Genomic DNA, 20953 nt, shown 5'->3' on the forward strand with positions numbered 1-20953 from the left:
GATGCATGTGACCTTCTATGGCGCCGTGCGTGAAGTTACCGGCTCCATGCACCTCATCAGCTCGGAAACCGATCGGGTCCTGTTGGACTGCGGGCTTTTCCAGGGACGGCGCCGGGAAAGCGACCGCAAAAACCGCATTTTGCCGTTTGACCCGCGGATTCTGACCAATGTCGTTCTCTCCCACGCCCACATCGACCACTCCGGACGCCTGCCGCTGCTGGTCCGGCAGGATTTCGCCGGCCGCATCATCTGCACCCGGGCCACCGCCGGCGCCTGCAGCTATCTCCTGCCCGACAGCGCCCGTATCCAGGAGTCCGACGCCGAGTACCTCAACTACAAGACCGTGCGGGGGCACCTTTACGACCTGAAGACCTCGCCCCGCACCCATAAGGTCAGCAAACGCGAGGTGCGCCGGATCAAAGAGCTGCTCAAGACCGACCACAACCGCCTCAACACCGGGGTCATCGACGAATTGATCGCCAAGTACCATCTGGAGGCGGTGCGGCCGCTTTACACCGTCGCGGACGCCGAGGCCGCGCTATCGTATTTCGACGGCTATCCTTACCGCGAGCCGGTGGCTGTGGGCCGTGAGATGCACTGCACCTTCTACGACGCCGGCCACATTCTCGGCTCGGCTGTGAGCATCATTCGCCTGCGCGAGGACCATCGCTGCTGCACCGTGGGCTTCAGCGGCGACCTGGGGCGGTTTGGCATGCCGATCCTGCGGGACCCGACCTTGGCCTTCGCGCCCGAGGACGCCGCCCTTGATCTGCTGATTATGGAGAGCACCTACGGCCAGCGGCGGCACAGCGCCGTGGCGGACCTTAAAAGCGCCCTCCAGACCGCTTTGCAGGACGCCATCGCCCGCGGCGGCGTTGTTTTGATTCCCTCATTTGCCTACGGGCGCGCCCAGGTGCTGCTCTACATGCTGCACCTGCTCTACGACGAGGGGGCCCTGCCGCGCCTGCCGATCTACCTGGACAGCCCTCTGGGGACCAAGATGACCCAGGTCTACGCCGAACACCCCGAAGTCTACGACCGCGAGGCCAACGAGGTCTTCCTGGCCAACGGCAAGAACCCGTTCACCTTTCACCACGTCAACTTCGTCGCCTCGGTGGAGGAGTCCATGGCCCTGATGCGCGACCCCCGCCCGGCGATTGTGATCGCGGCCTCGGGGATGTGCGAGGCGGGCCGCATTCTGCACCACCTGCGCTACAAGATCCACGACCCGCGCAACACCATCCTGATCGTGGGCTACATGGCCGAGAACACTCTCGGCCGGCGCATCCTGGAATTCGGGCAGGCTTACGAGGCCGCCGGCCGCTCAGGCCCGGCGCCGGTGGTCAAATTTCTCAACAAGGAATACCCCCTGCGGGCGCGTGTGGTGAAGCTCGACGGCTTCAGCGCCCACGGTGACCGGGATGAGATGCTGCGTTTTTTGCGCGCCTCGAACCTCAAAATCCGACGAATCGCCCTGGTCCACGGGGAGGAGGCACAGTCCCTGGCTTTTGCCGATTTCCTGCGCGGCGAGGGGTTCGACGCCTTCGTCCCCCGGGTCGGGGAATCGGTGCGCCTGTAGCCGCGGGGGCCTTATGATCAGCGTCGAAAATCTCAGCAAAAGCTACGGCGGAAGAGTGCTGTTCGAGTCCATCAGCTTTCGCCTCAACGCCCGCGAGCGGGTGGGGCTGGTGGCCCGCAACGGCGAGGGCAAGACCACGCTGTTGCGGATCATCGTTGGTGAGGAGCAGGCCGATGCCGGCAGCCTGGTCATTCCCCGCAACTATCGCATCGGCTACGTGCGCCAGCAGTTGGATTTCAGCGCTGATACGGTTCTGGGAGAGGGCGTTCGCGGGCTGCCGCCCCACGAGCGCGACCAGGTCTGGAAGGTCGAAAAAATCCTGACCGGTCTGGGGTTTTCCGAAAACGATTTCGGGCGGCGCCCATCGGATTTCTCCGGCGGCTACCAGGTGCGGCTGAACCTCGCCAAGGTCCTGGTCTCTGAACCGGACCTGCTGTTGCTGGATGAGCCCACCAACTACCTGGACATCACCTCCATCCGCTGGATCGAGCGTTTTCTCCTGAACTGGCTCCACGAGGTGATTTTGGTCACCCACGACCGCGGTTTCATGGACAAACTCGCCACCCATATCGTCGGCCTGCACCGCGGCAAGGCCCGCAAGATCGCCGGCGACACCCACAAGTACTACGCCCAGATCGCCCAGGAGGAGGAGATCTTCGAAAAGACCCGCCTCAACGACGAGCGTCGCCGCAAGGAGATCGAGCTGTTCATTTCGCGCTTCCGCGCCAAGGCCCGCCTGGCCAATCTGGTGCAGTCGCGGATCAAGACCCTGGGCAAGATGGAGAAAACGGAAAAGCTGGAAAAGCTCCAGGAGCTGGATTTCGCCTTTCGCAGCCGGCCCTTCAAGGGTAAATTTGTGCTCCAGGTGCGGGGCCTCGCGTTTGGCTTCGCGCCCGGCCGGCCGCTTTTCAAGGGGCTGGACTTTGCGGTGCGCGCCCAGGACCGGATCTGCATCATCGGCCCCAACGGCCGGGGCAAAACCACCCTGCTCAAACTCCTCCATGGCGCCCTGACCCCCACCAGCGGCGAGGTGAGCCCGCACCCGGCGGCGGCCCCGGGCTTTTTCGAGCAAACCAACGTGCAAAGCCTGGTGGACAGCCGCACGGTGGAGGAGGAGATCCTCTGGACCAGCCCGGATGTGGGCCGTCAGCAGGCCCGCAACATCTGCGGTGCGATGCTGTTTGCCGGCGACGAGGCCCTGAAGAAAATCAGCGTGCTTTCCGGCGGCGAAAAGGCGCGCGTGATGCTGGGCAAGCTCTTGCTGACACCGGTCAATCTCCTGCTGCTGGACGAACCGACCAACCATCTGGACATGGAATCCTGCGACGCCCTTCTGGCCGCCATCGATAGCTTCCCGGGCGCGGTGGTGATGGTGACCCACAACGAGATGTTTCTGCACACCCTGGCCGAGCGTCTGATCGTCTTCCAAGGCGGCACTGCCCGCCTCTTCGAAGGCGGCTACCAGCGCTTCCTGGAAACCGAAGGCTGGCGCGACGAGGGCGGAGCCGCCGGCGGGAGCCGCAGCGGCGCGCAGATGGTCAAGCTCAGCAAAAAAGAGGCCCGCCGCCGGCGCTCGGAGATCATCACCCGGCGCGGCCGGGAACTGCGCCCCCTGGAAGAGGCCATCGCCGCGGCGGAGAACCGGATCGAGGCCGAGGAAGCCCGGCTGAAGGATCTCAACGGCGGGATCTTGGCGGCCTCCCAGAACGGGGACGGCGCGCGCATCGCCGAACTCTCGCGAAGCCTGCATGCCTGCCAGGAGGCCATCGACCGGCATTTTGCGGAGCTTGAGAAACTCAGCGCGGCCCTGAACCGGAAAAACGCCGGCTTCGAGTCCCAGCTGGCCCAGCTGGGGGAGGGCGACGCGTCGGACTGAGGGCCGCAAACCGGCAGGCCCCGCAACGGGCGGGGATGGCCGCCGCGGTCGCACCCACGGACACTTAACCGGAAGCTTTCGCCATGGAGACCCTTGCTGCCAATACCGTGCGCTTTGTGGACAGCCATCTGCACCTCGATCTCGTCGCCAAATCCCATCGGGCGCGGATAACCTGGCTGCGCAAGGCCGGGTGCCTGCCCGTCGCCTGGGCCATGGGCGGCGGCGGGGGGAGCGTCCCCAAGCTGCGCAAGTACCTCGAGGCCCAGCGCAACACCATGCACCGCCTGCGCAAGGCCGATCTGGCGGGGTGGTTTCTGACCGGCGTGCACCCGCGCCATATCCCGGCGGCCCTCAAACCCGAGGCGCTGGCCTCCTTGCTGGCGCCTTTTCTCGCCGATCCCTTCTGCCGCGGGGTCGGCGAGATCGGCCTGGATGCCGCCGACGAGCGCGAAAAGGAAATCTTCATCGCCCAGCTGGAGTTGCTGCGCACCGAAATGAGCCGCCATCTGGTGGTCGGGGTGCACACCCCGCGCGAGGACAAAGAGCGGGTGACCGAGGAAATCCTGGCGATCCTCAACCGCTACACGCCATGGGCGGACCGCATCGTGGTGGACCACTGCAGCCTTGCAACCCTCGGGGCGGTGCTGGAGGGCGGCTTCTGGGCCGGCGTGACCCTCAGCCCGGCGAAGTCCTCGGCGGCGGATGTGGTCGAAATGTTGGCGCGCTACCCGCGCGCCCTGCACCGGGTGATGCTCAACAGTGACAGCGACGGTGAGTTCCACGAGGACCTGCAACGTTTCGTCGCTTCCCAGGGCCTGCCGCCGGAAGCCCTGGTGCGCCTGAGCCGCGATAACGCCCTGACCTTCTATCGTCTGCCGCGGCCGTCAAAGCCGGTCTGATCCGCCTGGCGGCGCGGCCGCAAGATAAGTTTCAGCCCCATTCAGGCCCGGCCCCGGCCGCGCGCCAAGGAGGTGGCCCATGTCCTATATCCTGGCCTTTTACGGCAGCCCCCGGCGCCGGGGCAACACCGCCACCCTGCTGCAGCACGCGGTTCAGGGGGCGCGTGCGGCCGGCGCCGAGGTCGAGGAGGTCGTCCTTAGGGACCTCAAGATGTCCCCCTGTCTGGAAATATACGGCTGCAAGAAGGACGGGCGCTGCGTGATCCAGGACGACTATCAGCCACTCCACGACAAGCTGCTGCGGATGGACGGGATCATGCTGGCCTCGCCGATTTTTTTCTACACCGTTTCAGCCTTCACCAAGGTCCTGATGGACCGCTGCAACGTTCACTGGGTCAAAAAATACTGGATCGACCAGGCGACCATGGGAAAATGGGAAAATCGCCGCAAGGGGCTCTTCATCGCCGCCGGGGCTACCCGGGGGCGTAAATTGTTTGCGGGGGTCGAGCTGAGCATCCGCTATTTCTTCGATGCCCTGGACACCCAGTTGTGGCGGTCATTGTGCTTTCGCGGGCTGGACTTTCAAGGGGACGTGCTGAAGCATCCGGCGTACTTGGAAGAGGCCTTGGCCGCCGGCCGCGACCTGGCCCTGGCGCTGGCAGCCGACGCCGAAAGCGCCGGGGAGAGCCCACCCCCCGCAACTGGAGGCGTCTGAATCGCCATGGAGCTGAAAAGCCTGAACCTGAAAACGGCCGCTGTGGAGACCCTCGTGGTGCCGGTCTGCGAGGATGCCGAGCTGCACCCCAACCCGGTCCTGAGCGCCCTGGCAGCCCAAGCCAAGGCCCTGCCCGAATTCAGTGGCAAAAGCGGTGAGGCGCTGACCCTGCACGCACTCCAAGGGCTCCCGCTGCGCCGGGCGATCTTCCTCGGCCTGGGCCCCCTGGCCGCCATCGACCGCGAAGGCCTGCGCCGTTTTGCCGGGGCTGCCGTTCAGAGGTGCATCGGCTGCCGTCTGGCGGAGGCCCTGATCGCCGTGCCGGCGGCCGCCCGGCTGAAGATTACGGTCCCCGACCTGCTGACAGCCCTTCTGGAAGGCGCTTTTCTGGCCAACCATCGGTTCGACCGCTACAAGGCCGAAAAAAAGGAGACCCCCCTGGCCCGGCTGGCCTTTCTGGTCCGGTCCCAGGTGGCCCGGCAGCACCGCGACCTGCCCGAGCGGGTGGCCACGGTCTGCGGCGGCACCCTGCTGGCGCGGGAGTGGGTCTCCATGCCGGCCAACGACAAGCGGCCCGCGCAGTTCGTGCAGGCCTTAACCGAACAGGCCCGGGCCGCAAATCTGGACGTGACCGTGCTCGACGAACGGGCCCTGCAAAAGGAGAAGCTCGGCGCGCTTTTGGCCGTCGGCGGCGGCAGCGACAGCAGACCCGCGCTGGTGCTGATCGACTACAACCCCCGAGGGGCGCGCCGAAGCCTGGCGCTGGTGGGCAAGGGGGTGACCTTCGATGCCGGCGGTCTGAATCTCAAACCCACCGGGTCCATCGAGGAGATGAAGATCGACATGGCCGGTGCGGCCGCGGTGGCGGCCGCGATGATCGTGATCGCCCGGCTGAAGCCCAAGCTGCGGGTGGTGGCGGCTCTGCCGGTGGTGGAGAACATGATTTCCGGCAGCGCCTACCGGCCCGGGGATGTCGTCACCAGCTACGCCGGCAAGACGATCGAGATCGGCAACACCGACGCCGAGGGGCGCCTGATCCTGGCCGATGCCATGGCCTACGTGGTCCAAAAATACCGGCCGGACACCCTGATCGACCTGGCGACCCTGACCGGGGCCTGCGTGGTGGCGCTGGGGGAGGGGATCGCCGGGGTTTTTTCGCGCGACGACGATCTGGCCGAGGGCATCCTGCGCGCCGGCCGGGTGACCCATGAACGCTGCTGGCAAATGCCTCTACCGGACGACTACAAGGAGCTGCTCAAGAGCGAGATCGCCGATCTGCGCAGCGTGGGGACCACCCGCTGGGGCGGCGCCATCGCCGCGGCCTTGTTTCTGTCGGAGTTTGTCGGCGACACCCGCTGGGCGCACATCGATATCGCCGGCCCGGTCTATCGCAAGAAGGAAGACGCCTACTGCGGTGCGGGGGGCACGGGCTTCGGCGTTCGGCTGCTCTGGGAGCTGATTGAAAAGCTCTGAAGGGGCCGGGCCGCCCGCAATCCCGGGCGGCCCGGCCGCGGGGGTTACTCTGAAGGGGCAAAATCGGGGTCGCTGAGCTTGACCATCCCGACGCCCCCCTGGATGTTGCGGGTTTCCTTGACGCCCTTGCTGCGCAGCAGCAGCTGGGCCTCGTAAGATCGGGGCCCGGAGCCGCATATCAGGCAGAGCTTCTCTCCCTTGGGGACCTCGTCCAGGCGGCAAATCAGCTCCTCCTGGGGGATGTTAAGCCACTGGCTGCCGTATTTTTCCATAAACGGCGAGGACTGCACCACGCTGCGTACGTCCAGCACCCTGATCTTGCCGTCCTTGAAGTCTTCGAGAAACTCGGCCACATCGATGGGCTCCTGCCGGCCCTCCATGATGTTTTCAAGGGCATTGGCCGCGTTGTTGACGATGTCCATGGCCGAGGCAAAGGGTGGGGCGTAGGCCACCTCGAGGTTGGAGATTTCCTCCAGGCAAACATCGTGATGCAGCAGGGCGGCCACGGCATCCACGCGCCCCTTGACGGCGTCGCCGGCTTTGCCCACGGCCTCGATCCCCAGCACCCGGCGGGTCTTGCGGTCGGCAATCAGCTTGATATACATGAGCTCCTGGGACGGGTAAAAGTGCGCCCGGTCCGACTGCACCACAACCGCGTGCACCGGGTCAAAGCCCGCAGCGGCCGCTTGGCGCTCGGTCAGCCCGGCCCGGGCGATGCCGAAGTCGAAAACCTTCAGGCAGAAGGTGCCCACCGTGCCGCTGATGCGCCCCCAGCCCCCGGTGATGTTGGTGCCGATTACCCGGCCCTGGCGGTTGGCCAGGGAGCCCAGCGGCATGTGGACGGTCTCGCCGCTGACCTTGTGCAGGATTTCAATGCAATCCCCCCCGGCGAAGATATCCGGGTCCGAGGTCCGCAGCCCCTCGTCCACCCGGATGCCGCCGAAGCGCCCGACCGCCAAACCGGCCTCCCGGGCCAGGGTGCTGTTGGGGCGCACCCCCACGGCCAGGATCACCAGCTGGCACGGGATTTGGCCGTTGCTGGTCTCCACCGCCTGGACCCCGCTCTGGGCGTCCCCCAGAATGCGGGTGACCCGCTCCGAGAGCAGGACCCGCACCCCCTTTTCGGTCATGTGGTTTTTGATCAAGAGCGCCATGTCCGACCCGAAGGCCGGCGGCAGGAGCTGGTCCATCATCTCCACCAGGGTGGTTTCCACTCCCCACAGATCGGTCAGGGCCTCGGCCATTTCAAGGCCGATGGCGCCGCCGCCGATGACCACCGCGCTTTCCACCTGCCCCTTGGCGATCATGTCCTTGATGAGCTTGGCGTGGTGAAGGTTGGCGACCAGCGACACCCCGGGCAGGTCGACCCCCGGCAGTGGCGGCCGCACCGGGGTGGCGCCGGTGGCCAGGACCAGCTTGTCGTAGGGCAGGTTTTCTTCTTTGCCGTCAGGCTGGTGGCGTATTTTGAGTGTTTTGGCCCGGCGGTCGATGGCCAGGGCCTCGGCATGCACCACATCGACGCACTTGGCGTTTTTGAAAAACCGGCTGTCGCGCAGGACGTGGGCGCTGGTGGAGCGCAGGCCTTCCAGGTCGGCCACGTCACCGCCGATGTAGTAGGGAATGCCGCAGCCGCCGTAGGAAATGATATAGTCCCGATCCAGCAGTTTGACTTCCGCCTCGGGGTCCAGACGCATCACCCTGGCGGCCACCTTGGGGCCCAGGGCCACAGCGCCGACGATTATCACACGCTTTGCCATAGTTTCTTTTCTCCTCGTCCGGTCGGTCCGGAAACGCTTTGTTGCGGTTGCACATCAAACAGGATATATCCCAAAAACTCCTTTTAGCCACCTGTCGCAGGCCTGTCAAGGTCTTGCATGTTCCAAGGGCCGCACTGGCGGCGGCGGCCCCGCAAGCCCTGGGCCGCGGCCTGAAAAGAGTTCTTGCAAAACGGGCGGTTGGTTTTATATTTAGCGTGTTTTTCGTCGCAGGTGAAACGTCTGCCGCAATGCGAAGGAGTACTAAAATGTCGAATCAACTCAAAACCACCTTTCTTCTGGCCCTGTTGACGGTCTTCATCGTCCTGGTTGGGCGGTTGCTGGGCGGCCAGCAGGGGATGATCCTCGCCTTTTTGCTGGCGGCCGGGATGAATTTTTTCAGCTACTGGTTCTCGGATAAAGTGGTCCTGCGGATGTACCGCGCCCGCGAGATCACCCGCGAGCAAGCCCCGGAAATCTACGACATCGTGGCCTCCCTGGCCCAGCGGGCCGGACTGCCGATGCCCAAGGTCTGCATCATTCCCCAGGAGACCCCCAATGCCTTCGCCACCGGTCGCAACCCCGAGCACGCCGTCGTGGCGGTCACCGAGGGGCTGCTGCGTCTGATGGACCGCGAGGAGATCACCGGGGTGCTGGCCCACGAACTGGCCCACGTCAAAAACCGTGACATTCTCATCGGTTCCATCGCCGCCACCATGGCCGGGGCGGTGATGATCCTGGCCAACATGGCGCGCTGGTCGGCCATTTTCGGCGGCGTCAACCGCAACGATCAACAGGGCGGCGGCTTGGGCATGATCGGCCTGCTGGTCACCTCGATCCTCGCGCCGATGGCCGCCATGGTGATCCAGATGGCGGTTTCGCGCTCGCGCGAGTACCTGGCCGACGCCACTGGCGCCGGATTTTCCGGCAATCCCGAGGGGCTGGCGCGGGCTCTGGAAAAACTCGGCGCCTACTCCAAGCAGCTGCCGATGCAGGCCGCCCCCGCCACCGCGCACATGATGACCGTCAACCCGCTCACCGGTGGCGGCCTGGCCAACCTTTTCTCCACCCATCCGCCGTTGTCCGAACGCATCGCCCGGCTGCGCGGTGTCCGCCCCGCCACCGGCAGCGGCAGGCCGCAATCGGATGGCGAGGCCAGCAGCGGCCGGGACGCGGGCCGTGCCATGTGGGACCGCCTCTCCCGTTGAAGGAGCGGCTTGCCAAAAGGAGCGCTTGGTATGAAAGACGATCGGGGGCACTACTACTACCCCTTTCCCCAGAACAAGCGGGTGCGCATGTACGTGCGGCAGGGTGAGGCAGGGGTTGATTTCAGGCTTTGGAACCAGGACGATCCGCAGCTGTGGACCGAGCACGGCTGGGTGCCTTACGCGGCCATCACGGCGGCCAGCGCCATTTACCGCAAGAAGGGCTTCGATCCGAACCAGGCCTATGATCTCAAGTTGGCCAAGGCGCTTTTGGCCGAATCCCCCTAAGCGCCCGCCTCTGTTTGCCACGGAGGAGCGAAATTGCCGTTTTTGCGGGACCCGGTAAATCCAACCCCGACCGCTAAGCCCGAAGGGACCCTATGAAATCCTATCTCATCCTTTGTCTGCTGGTGATCGCCCTGGCGCTGCCGGCTTGCAGCGGTCCCAGCCCCACAGAGCTTCTCGAGACCGCCCGGCTGGAAGAGAAGCAGCACAACCCCGAGCACGCCGCAACCCTCTACCGCGAGATCATTTCCAAATTTCCCGACAGCGAGGCCGCCAAGACCGCCGCCGCCCGACTGGCGGCCATGGCGCCAACCCCATGAGTTTCCCGAATTTCAGCCAAAACCGAGGAAAAGGGCGATGACCGCCGACGCGAACCTTAAGAAACTGCAGCTTCGGATCGAGGAACTGGAGGATATCTGTGACCAGTGCCTGAAATCCGAACAGATGCTGCGCCGCAGCAACCAGACCATCAAAAGCATCCTGGCGCACTCTGCGATCGGATTCGGGTTGGTGGAAAACCAGGCCTTCGTGGAGGTTAACGAGGCCATGCGCAAACTCTTCGGTTTCAGCCGCAGAGGCGATTACGAGGGTAAGCGCCTGTCTGCCTTGTATCCCGCCACGGGGGATTACGCGCGTATCGCCGACGGTATCGAGACGACCCTGCGGGCCGGTGAGGTCGTTCAACTGGATACCACCTTCCGGCGCAAGGACGGCTCCACCTTTCTGGGCCACCTGAAAATCAGCACCCTGGATCCCGCCAATCCGATGCGGCGGGCGGTGGTGTCGGTTTCGGACATTTCCTGGCGCAAAGCGATGGAAGCGGAGCTGATGGAAAAAGAGAAGCTCCAGGGGGTGATCGAGATGGCCGGTGCCATCTGCCATGAGCTCAACCAACCAATTCAGGTGGCGACCTTCGAGTTCTCCCAGGTGCTGGAAGAATCGGACCTTGCACCGAAAGTACGGGCCGATTTGACCAAGATCAAACGCCAGATCGACAAGATCGCATCGATTACCGGCAAATTGATGCGGATCACCCGCTATGAAACCTGCGAATACATCGAGGGCAAGAAGATCATCGACATCGACCGGGCTTCGGGCCTGCTCCCTTAGGGCGATTGATTCCCCGGTGAAACCAGCCGGCCCGGGAAGCCCCCGGTTTTGGGCAACTCGCCGAAAGCGGTTGACCTCCCCCGCGACAACGGCTATAATTAATATGTTTTTGCGTGACGGGCTGCGACCCGTCCGCGGGCAGGTCCGCGGCTGGCCGAAAATCCCGGCCGCCGGGTGTTGCCGTCAAATCGGCCGCGTGCCATGAAGCGGCGCCGGCGGTTGCCGGCAACGCAGGGGAAAACGGCTCTTGGACGGGGGTTATGGAAGAGATCTACTGCCGGTGGCCGCAGGTGGAGAGACGCTCCGGGGAGGACCGCCGATCCGGCGCCTTTCGGCTCTTCAGCCGGCACTGGCTGGCGGGAAAGCGCGGGGAGCCGCGGCGGCAGTCGGACCGTGAACGGTCCTATCGGGTAGACCGCTACCATCCCCGGGTCCTGATCCCCGTCGCGCTGATTCTGACTTTGAGCCTGCTGGATGCGGCCCTGACCCTCTACCTGATCGGGCACGGGGCCGCTGAAATCAACCCCCTCCTGAACTATTTCCTCAACCGAGGCCACCTGCCGTTTTTGATCGTCAAGTATGGCCTGACCGCAATCGCAATCCTCATCGTGGTCTACAACGCCAACGTTTTCCTTTTTCGCTCGCGCATCCGGACGCGGATTCTGCTGGCATTTTTCATTCTGCCGTTTTTCCTGGTGGTTCAATGGGAGTTGTTCCTGATTTTCTTCTGGGTCTGACGGACCTTCGGTCCCACCCGGACTGGAGACGGGGATGACTGCGACCGTGGTTCAAAACGGGTACCCCCCCCGGGTGACCCTCTTTGAGGTGGGCCCCCGGGACGGCTTTCAGTTCGAAAAAACGCTGATTCCCACCGATTTGAAGTTGGAAATGGTTCAGGGCCTGGTCGCTGCGGGGCTCCGCAACATCCAGGTGACCTCTTTTGTCAATCCCCGCAAGGTCCCCCAGATGGCCGATGCCGAGGAGCTGGTCCGGCGCCTGCCCAAGGATCCGGCTGTTTGCTTCTCCGGCCTGGTGCTCAACCGCGTCGGCCTCGAGCGGGCCTGCAAGAGCGGCCTGCAAGCCGTGGAGATTTCCGTCTCCGCCAGCGACAGCCACAGCCGGCGCAACACCGGGATGCCCCTGACGGTGGCCGTGGCCCAGGGCCAGGAGCTGATCCGGACCGCTGTCCGCGAGGGGCTGCGGGTGCGCGCCAGCGTGCAGTGCGCCTTCGGCTGTGTTCAGGAGGGGCCCATTGCAGAGGACCGGGTGGGCCAGATTCTGGCCGCTTTCAAGGCCTCCGGGGCCCACAGCCTGGCGCTGGCCGATACCACCGGGATGGCCACGCCGCCGGCCATCAAGCGCCTGTTGCGGCGGTTGCTGCCCGCAACCGGAACCACGCCTCTGACCCTTCACCTCCACGACACCCGGGGCCTGGGCTTGGTGAACCTGATGGCCGGCCTGGAGTGCGGGGTGACGCGGTTTGACACCGCCTTCGGCGGCTTGGGCGGGTGCCCCTTTGTCCAGGGCGCCGCGGGCAATATCGCCACCGAAGATACCTTATACCTGTTGGCCGCCCTCGGGGTCGAAACCGGGGTCGACGCGACCGCTGTGGCCCGCTGCTCCCGCCGGCTGGCGGCTTTTCTGGGCAAGACCATGGCCGGCAAGCTCTACCGGCTGGAAATCTGACCAGAGGCTGGGGCGCCGGCAGTCATGGCCCATCAAGTTTGCCGGCCGGTCTACCGAATAGAGAACTGCGGCAGCGCCCTTTTTTGGAGGTTCCGCCAAAAGTCCAATTTCTGCGTTGCGCTGCATCTCGAAGTCGCTGCGGCGTAAGTTAAGTCCGGCTCACTCTTCGAGATTTGCGCGCCGTTAATTGAACTTTGTTCGAAACCGTCTGGTTTGAGGCTTTTTACCGTTCCATCTTTTTTGGCACATTCTTCGGGCTGAACGGATGAACGACAGTGAGCGGCAAAAAATCCTGTTTGTCGACGACGAGGAGAGCATCCTCGAAATCGCCCGGGAATTTTTCCTGCACAAAGGCTACCAGGTTTACACGGCCTGCAACGGCCGGGAAGCGCTGGCGCTGGTGCATGCCGAGCCGATCGACTGCTGCTTCACCGATATCAACATGCCCGAGATGGACGGGCTCGAACTCGCCGAGCACATCCGCACCTTCGACAACACGATACCCGTCATCGTCATGACCGGCTACCCCTCCATGGACAACACCCTGCGGACTCTCAAAAACGGTGTCGTCGATTTCCTGATCAAACCGGTCAATCTCAACCAGATGGAACTCTGCGTTCAGCGCGTGCTGCGGGAGCGGCAGCTGTTCGTCGAAAACATCCTGCTGAAGAAGGAGGTCGCCCACAAGGAGCGCCTGGAAAAGCTCAACCGCGAGCTGCTCTGCAAGGTCGAGGAACTGCACGTGCTCAACAAGATCATGCGCAATTTCAACACCATCAGCCAGAGCACCGACGTTTTCAAGCGGGTCATCGACCTCACCCTTGAAATAACGCCGGCGGAGGACTCCCGTTTTTACGTGATCAACGACGGGCTGCAAAAACCGGTGGTCATCGCGCGTGCCGGAGCCCCGGGTGGCCCGGGCGGACCGCCCGAAAATGCGGCCGACCCCGTCCCGCAGGCGGCGGCCGAAGAGGCCGCGATCGAAACCCTCATTCTGGAGAGTGTGGCGGATGAGGTGCCCCTGCTGGTTGCCGAAAACCGCGGCGCCCGCGGGCTGGCGGAAGATATTCGATCTTTCGTGGCGGTTCCCCTCAAAATCCGGGAAAAAGTCTTCGGCGTGCTGACCGCCATGGTGCGCTCCGCCGGGCCGCGGTTCAACGAGAAAGATCTCTACTATCTCTCCTTCATGACCCAGAATGCCGCCTATGCCGTCGAAAATCTAGCCCTCTACGAAAATATCTATGAAAATCTCTTCTCCACCCTGTTTGCCTTCGTGAAAGCCATCGAAGCCCGCGACCAGTACACCCAGCAGCACTCCAACCGCGTGACCGGGATCGCCATCGCCATCGGCAAACAGCTGGGCTGCACCACCGAAGAAATCGGCATTCTGAACCTGGCCGGCCAGCTGCACGATATCGGTAAAATTGGCATCCCTGACGATATTTTGCTAAAACCCGGGCGCTTGACTCCCGAAGAATTCGAGACCATCAAGGGGCACTCCCTGATCGGCGCCAGCATCGTGGGTCAGCTGGGTCTCTGGGACCGGGAACAACAGATCATCCGCTCCCACCACGAGCGCTTCGACGGCACCGGCTACCCGGACGGCCTGGCCGGCGAGGAGATCCCCCTCCTGGCCCGGATCCTTTCCATCGCGGACGTCTACGACGCCATGGCCTCCGACCGCACCTACCGCAGGCGCATGGCGGAGAGCCGCATTCTGGAAATCATCCAGGAGGGCGCCGGGTCGCAGTTCGACCCCACCATCGTCAGCGTCTTCATGCAGCTCTACCGGGAAGGTAAAATTGCCGGCCAGGAGTGGGAGGCAGGGCAGGACGCCGATCGCCACCCGTCGCCGCCCCTGTCCCTGACAGCCTAACACCCCGAGGGCATTTGGTATTTACACCCGCCCCGGTTGATGCTATGAATTCCCGCCTACCTTCGCGGATCAGGCTTGCACGTTCCCCCGTCCCATCGCCGCCGGCCGGCGGCCGCTGCCGGCCGGCCGGGCTTGCTGGACGGTTCTGGTGTGGATATGGATGAGAAACGGACGTTTGTTCGCGCCCTGATTTCGACCCGCGCAAAAATAAAGCTGCTCACGCCCCGGGAGCTGGAAGAAATTCGGAGCTTGCGGACCGCGGCGCGTCCGCTGCAGGGCCAACTGCCGCAGCCTGCGGATGCAGACGACTCTGCCCCGGCCTATCTGGGGGAATTGGTCGAGTACTTGATCCAGATCGACGACAAGCTGGACCGTGTCATGGATCTACTGATCCACGGCAAGGGCGGCGATGCGGCCCCGCCAGAGGTTCTGCAAACCATCGACATCAGCGGCGCCGGCATGTTCATGGTTCTCTCGGCGCCCCTGGATGTTGGCCAGCTGCTGCAGGTCACCATCCGTTTTCCGGGTTTTCCCCTGGGGCTTTTCAAGGTTTTGGGCGAGGTGGTGCGGATCGAACCCGCCAGTGAAGAGCAGGCCTTGGTCTACCACACTGGGGTGCGGTTTCTGGAAATGACCGACGCCGAGCGGGACCGCCTGGTCGCCTACACTTTCATGCAGCAGCGCCGGACCATCCGGGAGTCCAAAAAGGAATCCTGACCGGCGGACGGGGCCGACGCCGCCCGCCGTCCCTTGCCGGGCCCACGGCCAAACTGTACCAGAGATCACGGAAGCGCACCCAGATCATGAATACCCCCAAAGTCCTGGTCATCGACAGTGACCCGATTCTCACCGACACTCTGGTGGAGGCCCTCAAAAAAAACGGTGGCTGTCAGGTGGAAACCTCGCCGGAGACCGAACGTGTCCGCGAGCTGCTGGATAGCCACTATTTCAACGTGGTGGTCACCGATTTCAACACGATGGATGCAACCGGCCCCCATCTCCTGGACTATGTCGTGGCCAACTGTCCCGCCACCCCCTGCGTGGTTTTCGCCCAAAAGGCCTCCATCCGCGATTCCGTCGAAGCCATCAAACGGGGGGCTTTCGACTATCTCTCCGCACCCCTGATACCCGAGCAGCTCGCTGCGGTGGTGGCCCAGGCGGCTGCCAAGGGCGAGCCTTCCCGGTTCGGCCGGCGCAAGGAGGATTTCGCCTCGGGCTCCCACTTCTGCGACCTGGTGGGTGAAAGCCCTTGCATGCGGCAGGTCTTCCAGGCCGTCGAGAAGGTCGCCCGGGCCGACAGCACCGTCCTGATTACCGGTGAAAGCGGCACCGGCAAGGAACTCATCGCCCGCGCCATCCATTGCCGCAGCGATCGCTGCGACGGGCCGCTGGTGGTGATCAACTGCGGCGCGATCCCGGGCGAGCTGCTGGAAAGCGAGTTGTTCGGCCATGAAAAGGGGGCCTTTACCGGCGCCCATCGGTCCCGTATGGGGCGCTTCGAGATGGCCAACGGCGGGACGATTTTCCTCGATGAAATCGGCGACATGAGCCCGAATCTGCAGGTCAAGCTGCTGCGCGTGCTGCAGGAGCAGAACTTCGAGCGGGTGGGCAGCACCCGCACCATTAAGGTCGATATCCGCGTGCTGGCCGCCACCAACAAGGACCTTGGGCACTCCATCGAGGTCGGCACCTTCCGCGAAGACCTCTTCTATCGGCTCAACGTGATTCCCATCACGGTGCCGCCGCTGCGCGAGCGAAGAAGCGACATCCCGCTGCTGGTCAACTTCTTTCTCAGCCGCTTGGGGGGCCGCCGCCGCCAGGACCGCAAACGGATGAAAGTGCTGACCGATGCGGCCATGGAAAAACTGATGCAGTACCCGTGGCCCGGAAACGTGCGCGAGCTGGAAAACCTGGTGGAACGCCTCTCGGTGCTGGTGGAGGACCCGGTGATCGAAGTGGCCGACCTGCCCGAGCGCATTCGCGGCCAGGCGCCGGCCGCCTCAGCGGCCGCTTTCCGGGACGTTGCGGGGGGCGTCGACTTCAATGCCGCGGTCGAAAATTTTCAGCGCAGCCTGATTCTGCAAGCCCTCCAGCAAACCGGGGGGGTCAAGGCCAAGGCGGCGGAGCTGCTGCAGATGAACCGCACCACCCTGGTTGAAAAAATCAAGAAAATGAAGCTCGAAGCCGAGGCCGGCTGAGATCCAGACCGTCCCTCCGCGGGCCGCGCTTTCGCCAAAATTTTGACAGATCTTCCCGCGGCGACCGGTTCGCCGCCCCCCAACAGTATCCCCCGCATCCAGCCTGACGCCCCGGCAGGCCGGCGATTTTCTCCAGCTGCAACCGCGCGCCCCCTTCTGCGTCGCCCATAACCCTTTGATGGCACAGTGTTTGCTCTCGTCTTTGCCTGATGCCCCGCGGCTTTTTGCCGATTCCTCTGGCTCACGGGCCTGCCTTCCACGGCTGGGGAGCGGGGCAGCGGATCAGATCGCTCGCACGGCCGGCGGCCCTTATCGGCGCTGGCAGACAGGAGACGGACGTGTTCAGGCCGATTTTTTGGCGGCGCAAATATATCAGGTGGCGGCGTGTTTCCAAAGGTGTGGGCCTGGTCCTGCTGGTGCTGTGGGGGTTGGGGCCCAACGCCGGTCTTGGGGCCGTCAAGCCGGCGGGTCAAATCGAGAAAATTGCGCTCTCGGCGGATCCTCTGCGGATCGCAGTTCACCTTCCCGGCCCCGTGCCCTTCAAGGTCGTTCAGGTGGATGCAGGTGAAGTCCTAATCGCCCTTCGCAACCTGCGCCATGTGGATTCGGTTCCCCAAAGCGGCCGGGGCGGGGCCTTTCTGAAAAGCCTTTCGCTGGCCGGGCTGCCCCAGGAGGTCGTGGGAATTACCCTGAAAACCGCCGGGCCCGTAAAAAACATAGGGGCCCAGTGGCTGGAGGATAACCGGGTGCTGGCCGTGACTCTGGTGGGCCCTGAAAAACCCCAGCCGCCGCCCCCTGTTGTACCCGCTCAGCCGGCGGGCAAATCGACGCCGGACGCTGGCGCCCAGCCGCCGCCCCCGACCCCCTCCGACAGCCGGAAGCGGGCGACGGATGCCGCGGCGATTCGTTTTATCCCCGGCACCCTGGATGCCCTTCTCGAGGAGGTCGCCACGTCCGGGTGCGGGACCGAAGCCGACCTTGAGCGGGCGCTGGCGCTCTGCCGAGCAGGGCAACGGCACGAGGCGGCCGCACTGCTGGAAGAATACCTCGCAGACCTGTCGCCGGACGCGCCGGGCGCCGGGGGCGGCTGCGCCGAGGCAGGCCTTTTCCTGCACGCCTACTGCCTCTTCCAGGCTCGGACGGCGGGGGATGCCATGGCCCGGCTGGAGGCGGCGCAGCACTTCCAGGACGCCATCAACCGCTTTCCGGACTCGCCGCTGCTGCCCTACGCCCTGTCCGCCCTGGGCGCTACCGCCATGGCCTTCAACAATTTTGAGGAGGCCAGGGGCTATTTCAAACTGGTTTTGGACCGCTACCCCGATTATCGGGGGACCCCCGAGACCCTGCTGGGTCTGGGCCGGGTGCACGCCGCCAAGAAAAATCACGAGGCTGCCGTTTCCGCCTTTCGCAAAATCATCGACGCTTTCCCCGGCTCCCAGCCGGTTGCCGAGGCCAAAATGGCTTTGGGCCAGAGCCTGTATGCCACCAATCACCTTCAGGAAGCGATCACCGTGCTGAGCGCGATCCGGGCCGAAAGTCCCCGCCGGGTTTACGCATCCCCGGATCTCCTGGTTTCTCTGGGCAACGCCTATTATCAGAGCGGGCAGTTGGAAAAGTCCTGTCAGACCCTGGCGGCGGCCTACAATGCCTTCCCCCGGGACGGCCAGAACCACATCCTCCTGACCCGCATCGGAGACATTTACCGGGATCTCGGCCAGCCTGCCAAGGCCCTGCCGTTCTACAGGCTGGTGCGCCAGCGCTTCCCGGGAACCGACGGCTATCTGATCAGCTCTCTGCGGGAGGCGGAGGCCATCACCGACGCGGCCGAGAAGGAAAAAATCTACCGCATGATCATCGCGGACTACCCCGCCAACCCGCTCTCCAATCTCGCCCTGGTCAGTTTGGCCGAGCATTTCAGCCGCACCGGCGAGGACGAAAAGAGCATTGCCGCCATTCGCAAGTTTTTCGACAAGTACCCGCGGGAATTGAACCAGGAGGCCGTTTTCATCTTCCAGGAAGCCTACCTGCGGGTGTTCAGGCGGCTGGCGGCCGCCAACGACTACCCCGGCATCCTGGCGCGCTTCGAGGCCGACCGGACGATTCTGAAGCGGGTGGAGAGCCCGGATCTTTTCTACCTGGCCGGGCAAGCCTACCTCCAGGCCCGGCTTTACCGTCAGGCCGCCGGGGCTCTCAAGAGCGCCCATGACCTCTACCTGTCCAGCCGGCGCCCGTCGGAGCTGGCGTTTGAATTGGGGGCCGCGCTCCAGGGCGCCGGGGACCCCGCCAGGGCCCTGCCGTTTCTGGAGGCCTTCCTGGAAAAGACGCCCGACGCCCCGCATGCCGCAGAAGCCAGCTACCGCTGCGGGCAGATCCTGATTGGCGACAAGGTTTACGACAAGGCCCTGGCCCGTTTTCAAACCGCCCTGGCCTCTGCAGGCCGGCCGCATGACCGGGCGCTGACGCTTATGGGGATGGCCGAGGCCTACCGCGGACTGAACCGCCCCCAGGCCGCAGTCGACAGTCTGCTTGAGGCCGTCAACCACCTGGCGGGCGCCTCCGATAAGGCCTACGAAACGCTTTTCACGGCCCACCGCCGCCTGGGGGAGGCCTACCGGGCTTTGGGAGCCTTTGACAAGGCGGCCGATGCACTGGCCATGGCCTTGAAATTTACCGAGCAGCCCGAGAAGTATCCGGACCTCCATTTCCTCCTGGGGGAAACCTACCAGAAGGGTGCTGCAGCCGAACAGGCCCGTCTGGCCTTTGGCGCGGTCGCGGCCTGCGGCGACCCGTTCTGGGCACGCCTGGCCGAGGAGGCCCTGCAGCGGCTGGCCATCGAGGGCCGGTTGGCGCGGCAGGCTTGAGAGCGATGACCGCGGGAAATAAACCGACGCCCGGAAGGCTGCCGATGATCCCCACCAATCCCCGGTCTGAGGGACGATGACGTCAAACTGCCAGATTCTCGTCGCGGAGGAAAACTACCGGGAGCGGGCCGCCTTGGCCCGCCTGCTGGAAGCGTGGGGTTATCCCGTGACCACCGCCATCGACGGTCACGACGCCCTGCGCAAACTTCAGGAGCAGCCGTTTCGACTGGTGATCGCCGGCAGCCGTCTGCCCGGGTGCGGCAGCCTGGAGGTGATGCGCCAGGCCCTGGCCCAGGATGACGCCCCGGCGGTTGTGATCCTTTCCGCTCAGGCCTGCGTGGATGAGGCCGTGGCCGCGATGAAAGCCGGCGCGCTGGACTTCATGATCAAACCGGTGGCGCCCGAGCAGCTCAAGCAGCGGGTCGAGGGCGTCATGGGCGCCGAGCCCGGAGGTCTTGAGGCCGATCGTCGACGCGCCCCGGAGCGCGCCATTATCACCCGGGACCCGTCGATGCAGCGCCTGCTGTCCCTGGCCGGACAGGTGGCCGACAGCCGTGCGGCGGTTTTGATCCAGGGCGAGAGCGGCACCGGAAAGGAGCTTCTGGCCCGCTTCATACATGGCCGCAGCCGGCGCCGGGAAGGCCCCTTCCGGGCCGTCAACTGCGGTGCGCTGCCCGAGTCCCTGCTGGAAAGCGAGCTTTTCGGCTATGAAAAAGGGGCCTTTACCGGTGCATTGGGACGTAAAACGGGTGTCTTCGAACAGGCCCAGGGCGGGACCCTGCTGCTCGATGAAGTCACCGAGATGGCTTTTCACCTCCAGTCCCGCCTGCTGCGGGTGCTGCAGGAGGGCGAGGTCGACCGCGTCGGCGGCACCCACCCGGTAAAGCTCGACGTGCGCGTTATCGCCACCACCAACCGTGATATCAAGGCCGCCGTGGCCGAGGGCGACTTTCGCGAGGACCTCTTCTACCGCCTCAACGTCATCCCGTTGAAGATTCCGCCGCTGCGGGAACGAAAGAACGACCTGCCGCTTTTGGTGTGCCATTTCATCGAAAAATACAACGAGATTGACGGGCGCTCCGTCAAGAATTTGACTGATCAGGCCCTTGCAAAGCTCGCCGGACTGCCCTTCAGGGGCAACGTGCGCGAACTGGAAAACCTGGTGGAACGGGCGTTGCTGCTGGCCGGGGGCGAGACCATCACGGCCGAGGACCTGCTGCTGGATGAGGGCCTGCTACCGGCGGAAAACCCGCCATCGGACGCACCGACGTCGGCCGGGACGGGCCCCGAGCCTTTGCGGGAGGCCGAGCGCCGGCTGATTTTGGATGCCCTGGACCACACCGCGGGCAATCGCACCCACGCCGCCAAAGTCCTCGGGATCAGCGTCCGCACCCTGCGCAACAAGCTCAACGAATATGGGCAAAAGTCCTCCTGAG

Annotated in this window: 17 protein-coding genes; 16 read left to right on the top strand and 1 reads right to left on the bottom strand. The window is 64.4% G+C overall.

The window, feature by feature from the left end; translation table 11 throughout:
* Window position 1: 1 nt before the first annotated feature.
* The 5 genes from LJE63_02105 to LJE63_02125 all read left to right on the top strand — a co-directional run bounded on the left by LJE63_02105 (window position 2) and on the right by LJE63_02125 (window position 6542).
* On the top strand, window positions 2–1579 hold the full coding sequence (locus tag LJE63_02105; protein MCG6905392.1) for an MBL fold metallo-hydrolase: 1578 nt from the start codon (window positions 2–4) through the stop codon (window positions 1577–1579).
* A gap of 13 nt (window positions 1580–1592) precedes the next feature.
* The gene (locus LJE63_02110) at window positions 1593–3455 is read left to right on the top strand and encodes an ATP-binding cassette domain-containing protein (protein MCG6905393.1); all 1863 of its coding nucleotides are present in this window, start codon (window positions 1593–1595) and stop codon (window positions 3453–3455) included.
* Between the two features lie 83 nt (window positions 3456–3538).
* On the top strand, window positions 3539–4354 hold the full coding sequence (locus LJE63_02115) for a TatD family hydrolase (GenBank protein ID MCG6905394.1): 816 nt from the start codon (window positions 3539–3541) through the stop codon (window positions 4352–4354).
* Window positions 4355–4433: 79 nt separating this feature from the next.
* Window positions 4434–5069 carry a flavodoxin family protein gene (locus LJE63_02120; protein ID MCG6905395.1) on the top strand — a complete coding sequence of 212 codons (636 nt, stop codon included), beginning with the start codon at window positions 4434–4436 and terminating at the stop codon, window positions 5067–5069.
* A gap of 6 nt (window positions 5070–5075) precedes the next feature.
* Window positions 5076–6542, top strand: coding sequence for a leucyl aminopeptidase (locus LJE63_02125; GenBank protein ID MCG6905396.1), 1467 nt, complete (start codon window positions 5076–5078; stop codon window positions 6540–6542).
* Between the two features lie 44 nt (window positions 6543–6586).
* Here LJE63_02125 and LJE63_02130 read toward each other — a convergent pair whose 3' ends face one another.
* The gene (locus LJE63_02130) at window positions 6587–8299 is read right to left on the bottom strand and encodes an FAD-dependent oxidoreductase (GenBank protein ID MCG6905397.1); all 1713 of its coding nucleotides are present in this window, start codon (window positions 8297–8299) and stop codon (window positions 6587–6589) included.
* A gap of 266 nt (window positions 8300–8565) precedes the next feature.
* Here LJE63_02130 and htpX point away from each other — a divergent pair, with 266 nt between their 5' ends.
* The 11 genes from htpX (at window position 8566) to LJE63_02185 (ending at window position 20952) form a co-directional block, all read left to right on the top strand.
* Window positions 8566–9504, top strand: a complete 939-nt coding sequence (gene htpX / locus LJE63_02135; protein ID MCG6905398.1) for a zinc metalloprotease HtpX — start codon at window positions 8566–8568, stop codon at window positions 9502–9504.
* A gap of 30 nt (window positions 9505–9534) precedes the next feature.
* Entirely contained in the window at window positions 9535–9789 is a 255-nt protein-coding gene (locus tag LJE63_02140; protein MCG6905399.1) for a hypothetical protein, read from the top strand.
* Between the two features lie 92 nt (window positions 9790–9881).
* On the top strand, window positions 9882–10106 hold the full coding sequence (locus LJE63_02145) for a tetratricopeptide repeat protein (GenBank protein MCG6905400.1): 225 nt from the start codon (window positions 9882–9884) through the stop codon (window positions 10104–10106).
* 37 nt (window positions 10107–10143) lie between these two features.
* Complete coding sequence (locus LJE63_02150; GenBank protein ID MCG6905401.1) at window positions 10144–10896, top strand: PAS domain S-box protein; 753 nt, start codon at window positions 10144–10146, stop codon at window positions 10894–10896.
* A 260-nt stretch (window positions 10897–11156) separates the two neighbouring features.
* A complete protein-coding gene (locus LJE63_02155; protein ID MCG6905402.1) occupies window positions 11157–11633 on the top strand; it encodes a DUF5658 family protein in 477 nt (158 codons plus the stop codon).
* Window positions 11634–11667: 34 nt separating this feature from the next.
* On the top strand, window positions 11668–12582 hold the full coding sequence (locus LJE63_02160; protein ID MCG6905403.1) for a hydroxymethylglutaryl-CoA lyase: 915 nt from the start codon (window positions 11668–11670) through the stop codon (window positions 12580–12582).
* 265 nt (window positions 12583–12847) lie between these two features.
* Window positions 12848–14458 carry a response regulator gene (locus LJE63_02165; protein ID MCG6905404.1) on the top strand — a complete coding sequence of 537 codons (1611 nt, stop codon included), beginning with the start codon at window positions 12848–12850 and terminating at the stop codon, window positions 14456–14458.
* 156 nt (window positions 14459–14614) lie between these two features.
* Window positions 14615–15175 carry a PilZ domain-containing protein gene (locus tag LJE63_02170; protein MCG6905405.1) on the top strand — a complete coding sequence of 187 codons (561 nt, stop codon included), beginning with the start codon at window positions 14615–14617 and terminating at the stop codon, window positions 15173–15175.
* 86 nt (window positions 15176–15261) lie between these two features.
* A complete protein-coding gene (locus LJE63_02175; protein MCG6905406.1) occupies window positions 15262–16656 on the top strand; it encodes a sigma-54 dependent transcriptional regulator in 1395 nt (464 codons plus the stop codon).
* Between the two features lie 338 nt (window positions 16657–16994).
* Window positions 16995–19517, top strand: coding sequence for a tetratricopeptide repeat protein (locus tag LJE63_02180; GenBank protein ID MCG6905407.1), 2523 nt, complete (start codon window positions 16995–16997; stop codon window positions 19515–19517).
* A 76-nt stretch (window positions 19518–19593) separates the two neighbouring features.
* Window positions 19594–20952 (top strand): sigma-54 dependent transcriptional regulator, encoded by a 1359-nt coding sequence (locus tag LJE63_02185; GenBank protein MCG6905408.1) that lies wholly within the window; start codon window positions 19594–19596, stop codon window positions 20950–20952.
* Window position 20953 lies beyond the last annotated feature (1 nt).

Source organism: Desulfobacteraceae bacterium (genome assembly GCA_022340425.1).
In the GTDB taxonomy this organism is placed as follows: domain Bacteria; phylum Desulfobacterota; class Desulfobacteria; order Desulfobacterales; family JAABRJ01; genus JAABRJ01.

What these genes read in the sequence shown, in the direction of transcription:
- LJE63_02105 (MCG6905392.1), top strand. Translation starts at nt 2, where the DNA reads ATGCATGTGACCTTCTATGGCGCCGTGCGTGAAGTTACCGGCTCCATG.
- LJE63_02110 (MCG6905393.1), top strand. Translation starts at nt 1,593, where the DNA reads ATGATCAGCGTCGAAAATCTCAGCAAAAGCTACGGCGGAAGAGTGCTG.
- LJE63_02115 (MCG6905394.1), top strand. Translation starts at nt 3,539, where the DNA reads ATGGAGACCCTTGCTGCCAATACCGTGCGCTTTGTGGACAGCCATCTG.
- LJE63_02120 (MCG6905395.1), top strand. Translation starts at nt 4,434, where the DNA reads ATGTCCTATATCCTGGCCTTTTACGGCAGCCCCCGGCGCCGGGGCAAC.
- LJE63_02125 (MCG6905396.1), top strand. Translation starts at nt 5,076, where the DNA reads ATGGAGCTGAAAAGCCTGAACCTGAAAACGGCCGCTGTGGAGACCCTC.
- LJE63_02130 (MCG6905397.1), bottom strand. Translation starts at nt 8,299, where the DNA reads ATGGCAAAGCGTGTGATAATCGTCGGCGCTGTGGCCCTGGGCCCCAAG.
- htpX (MCG6905398.1), top strand. Translation starts at nt 8,566, where the DNA reads ATGTCGAATCAACTCAAAACCACCTTTCTTCTGGCCCTGTTGACGGTC.
- LJE63_02140 (MCG6905399.1), top strand. Translation starts at nt 9,535, where the DNA reads ATGAAAGACGATCGGGGGCACTACTACTACCCCTTTCCCCAGAACAAG.
- LJE63_02145 (MCG6905400.1), top strand. Translation starts at nt 9,882, where the DNA reads ATGAAATCCTATCTCATCCTTTGTCTGCTGGTGATCGCCCTGGCGCTG.
- LJE63_02150 (MCG6905401.1), top strand. Translation starts at nt 10,144, where the DNA reads ATGACCGCCGACGCGAACCTTAAGAAACTGCAGCTTCGGATCGAGGAA.
- LJE63_02155 (MCG6905402.1), top strand. Translation starts at nt 11,157, where the DNA reads ATGGAAGAGATCTACTGCCGGTGGCCGCAGGTGGAGAGACGCTCCGGG.
- LJE63_02160 (MCG6905403.1), top strand. Translation starts at nt 11,668, where the DNA reads ATGACTGCGACCGTGGTTCAAAACGGGTACCCCCCCCGGGTGACCCTC.
- LJE63_02165 (MCG6905404.1), top strand. Translation starts at nt 12,848, where the DNA reads ATGAACGACAGTGAGCGGCAAAAAATCCTGTTTGTCGACGACGAGGAG.
- LJE63_02170 (MCG6905405.1), top strand. Translation starts at nt 14,615, where the DNA reads ATGGATGAGAAACGGACGTTTGTTCGCGCCCTGATTTCGACCCGCGCA.
- LJE63_02175 (MCG6905406.1), top strand. Translation starts at nt 15,262, where the DNA reads ATGAATACCCCCAAAGTCCTGGTCATCGACAGTGACCCGATTCTCACC.
- LJE63_02185 (MCG6905408.1), top strand. Translation starts at nt 19,594, where the DNA reads ATGACGTCAAACTGCCAGATTCTCGTCGCGGAGGAAAACTACCGGGAG.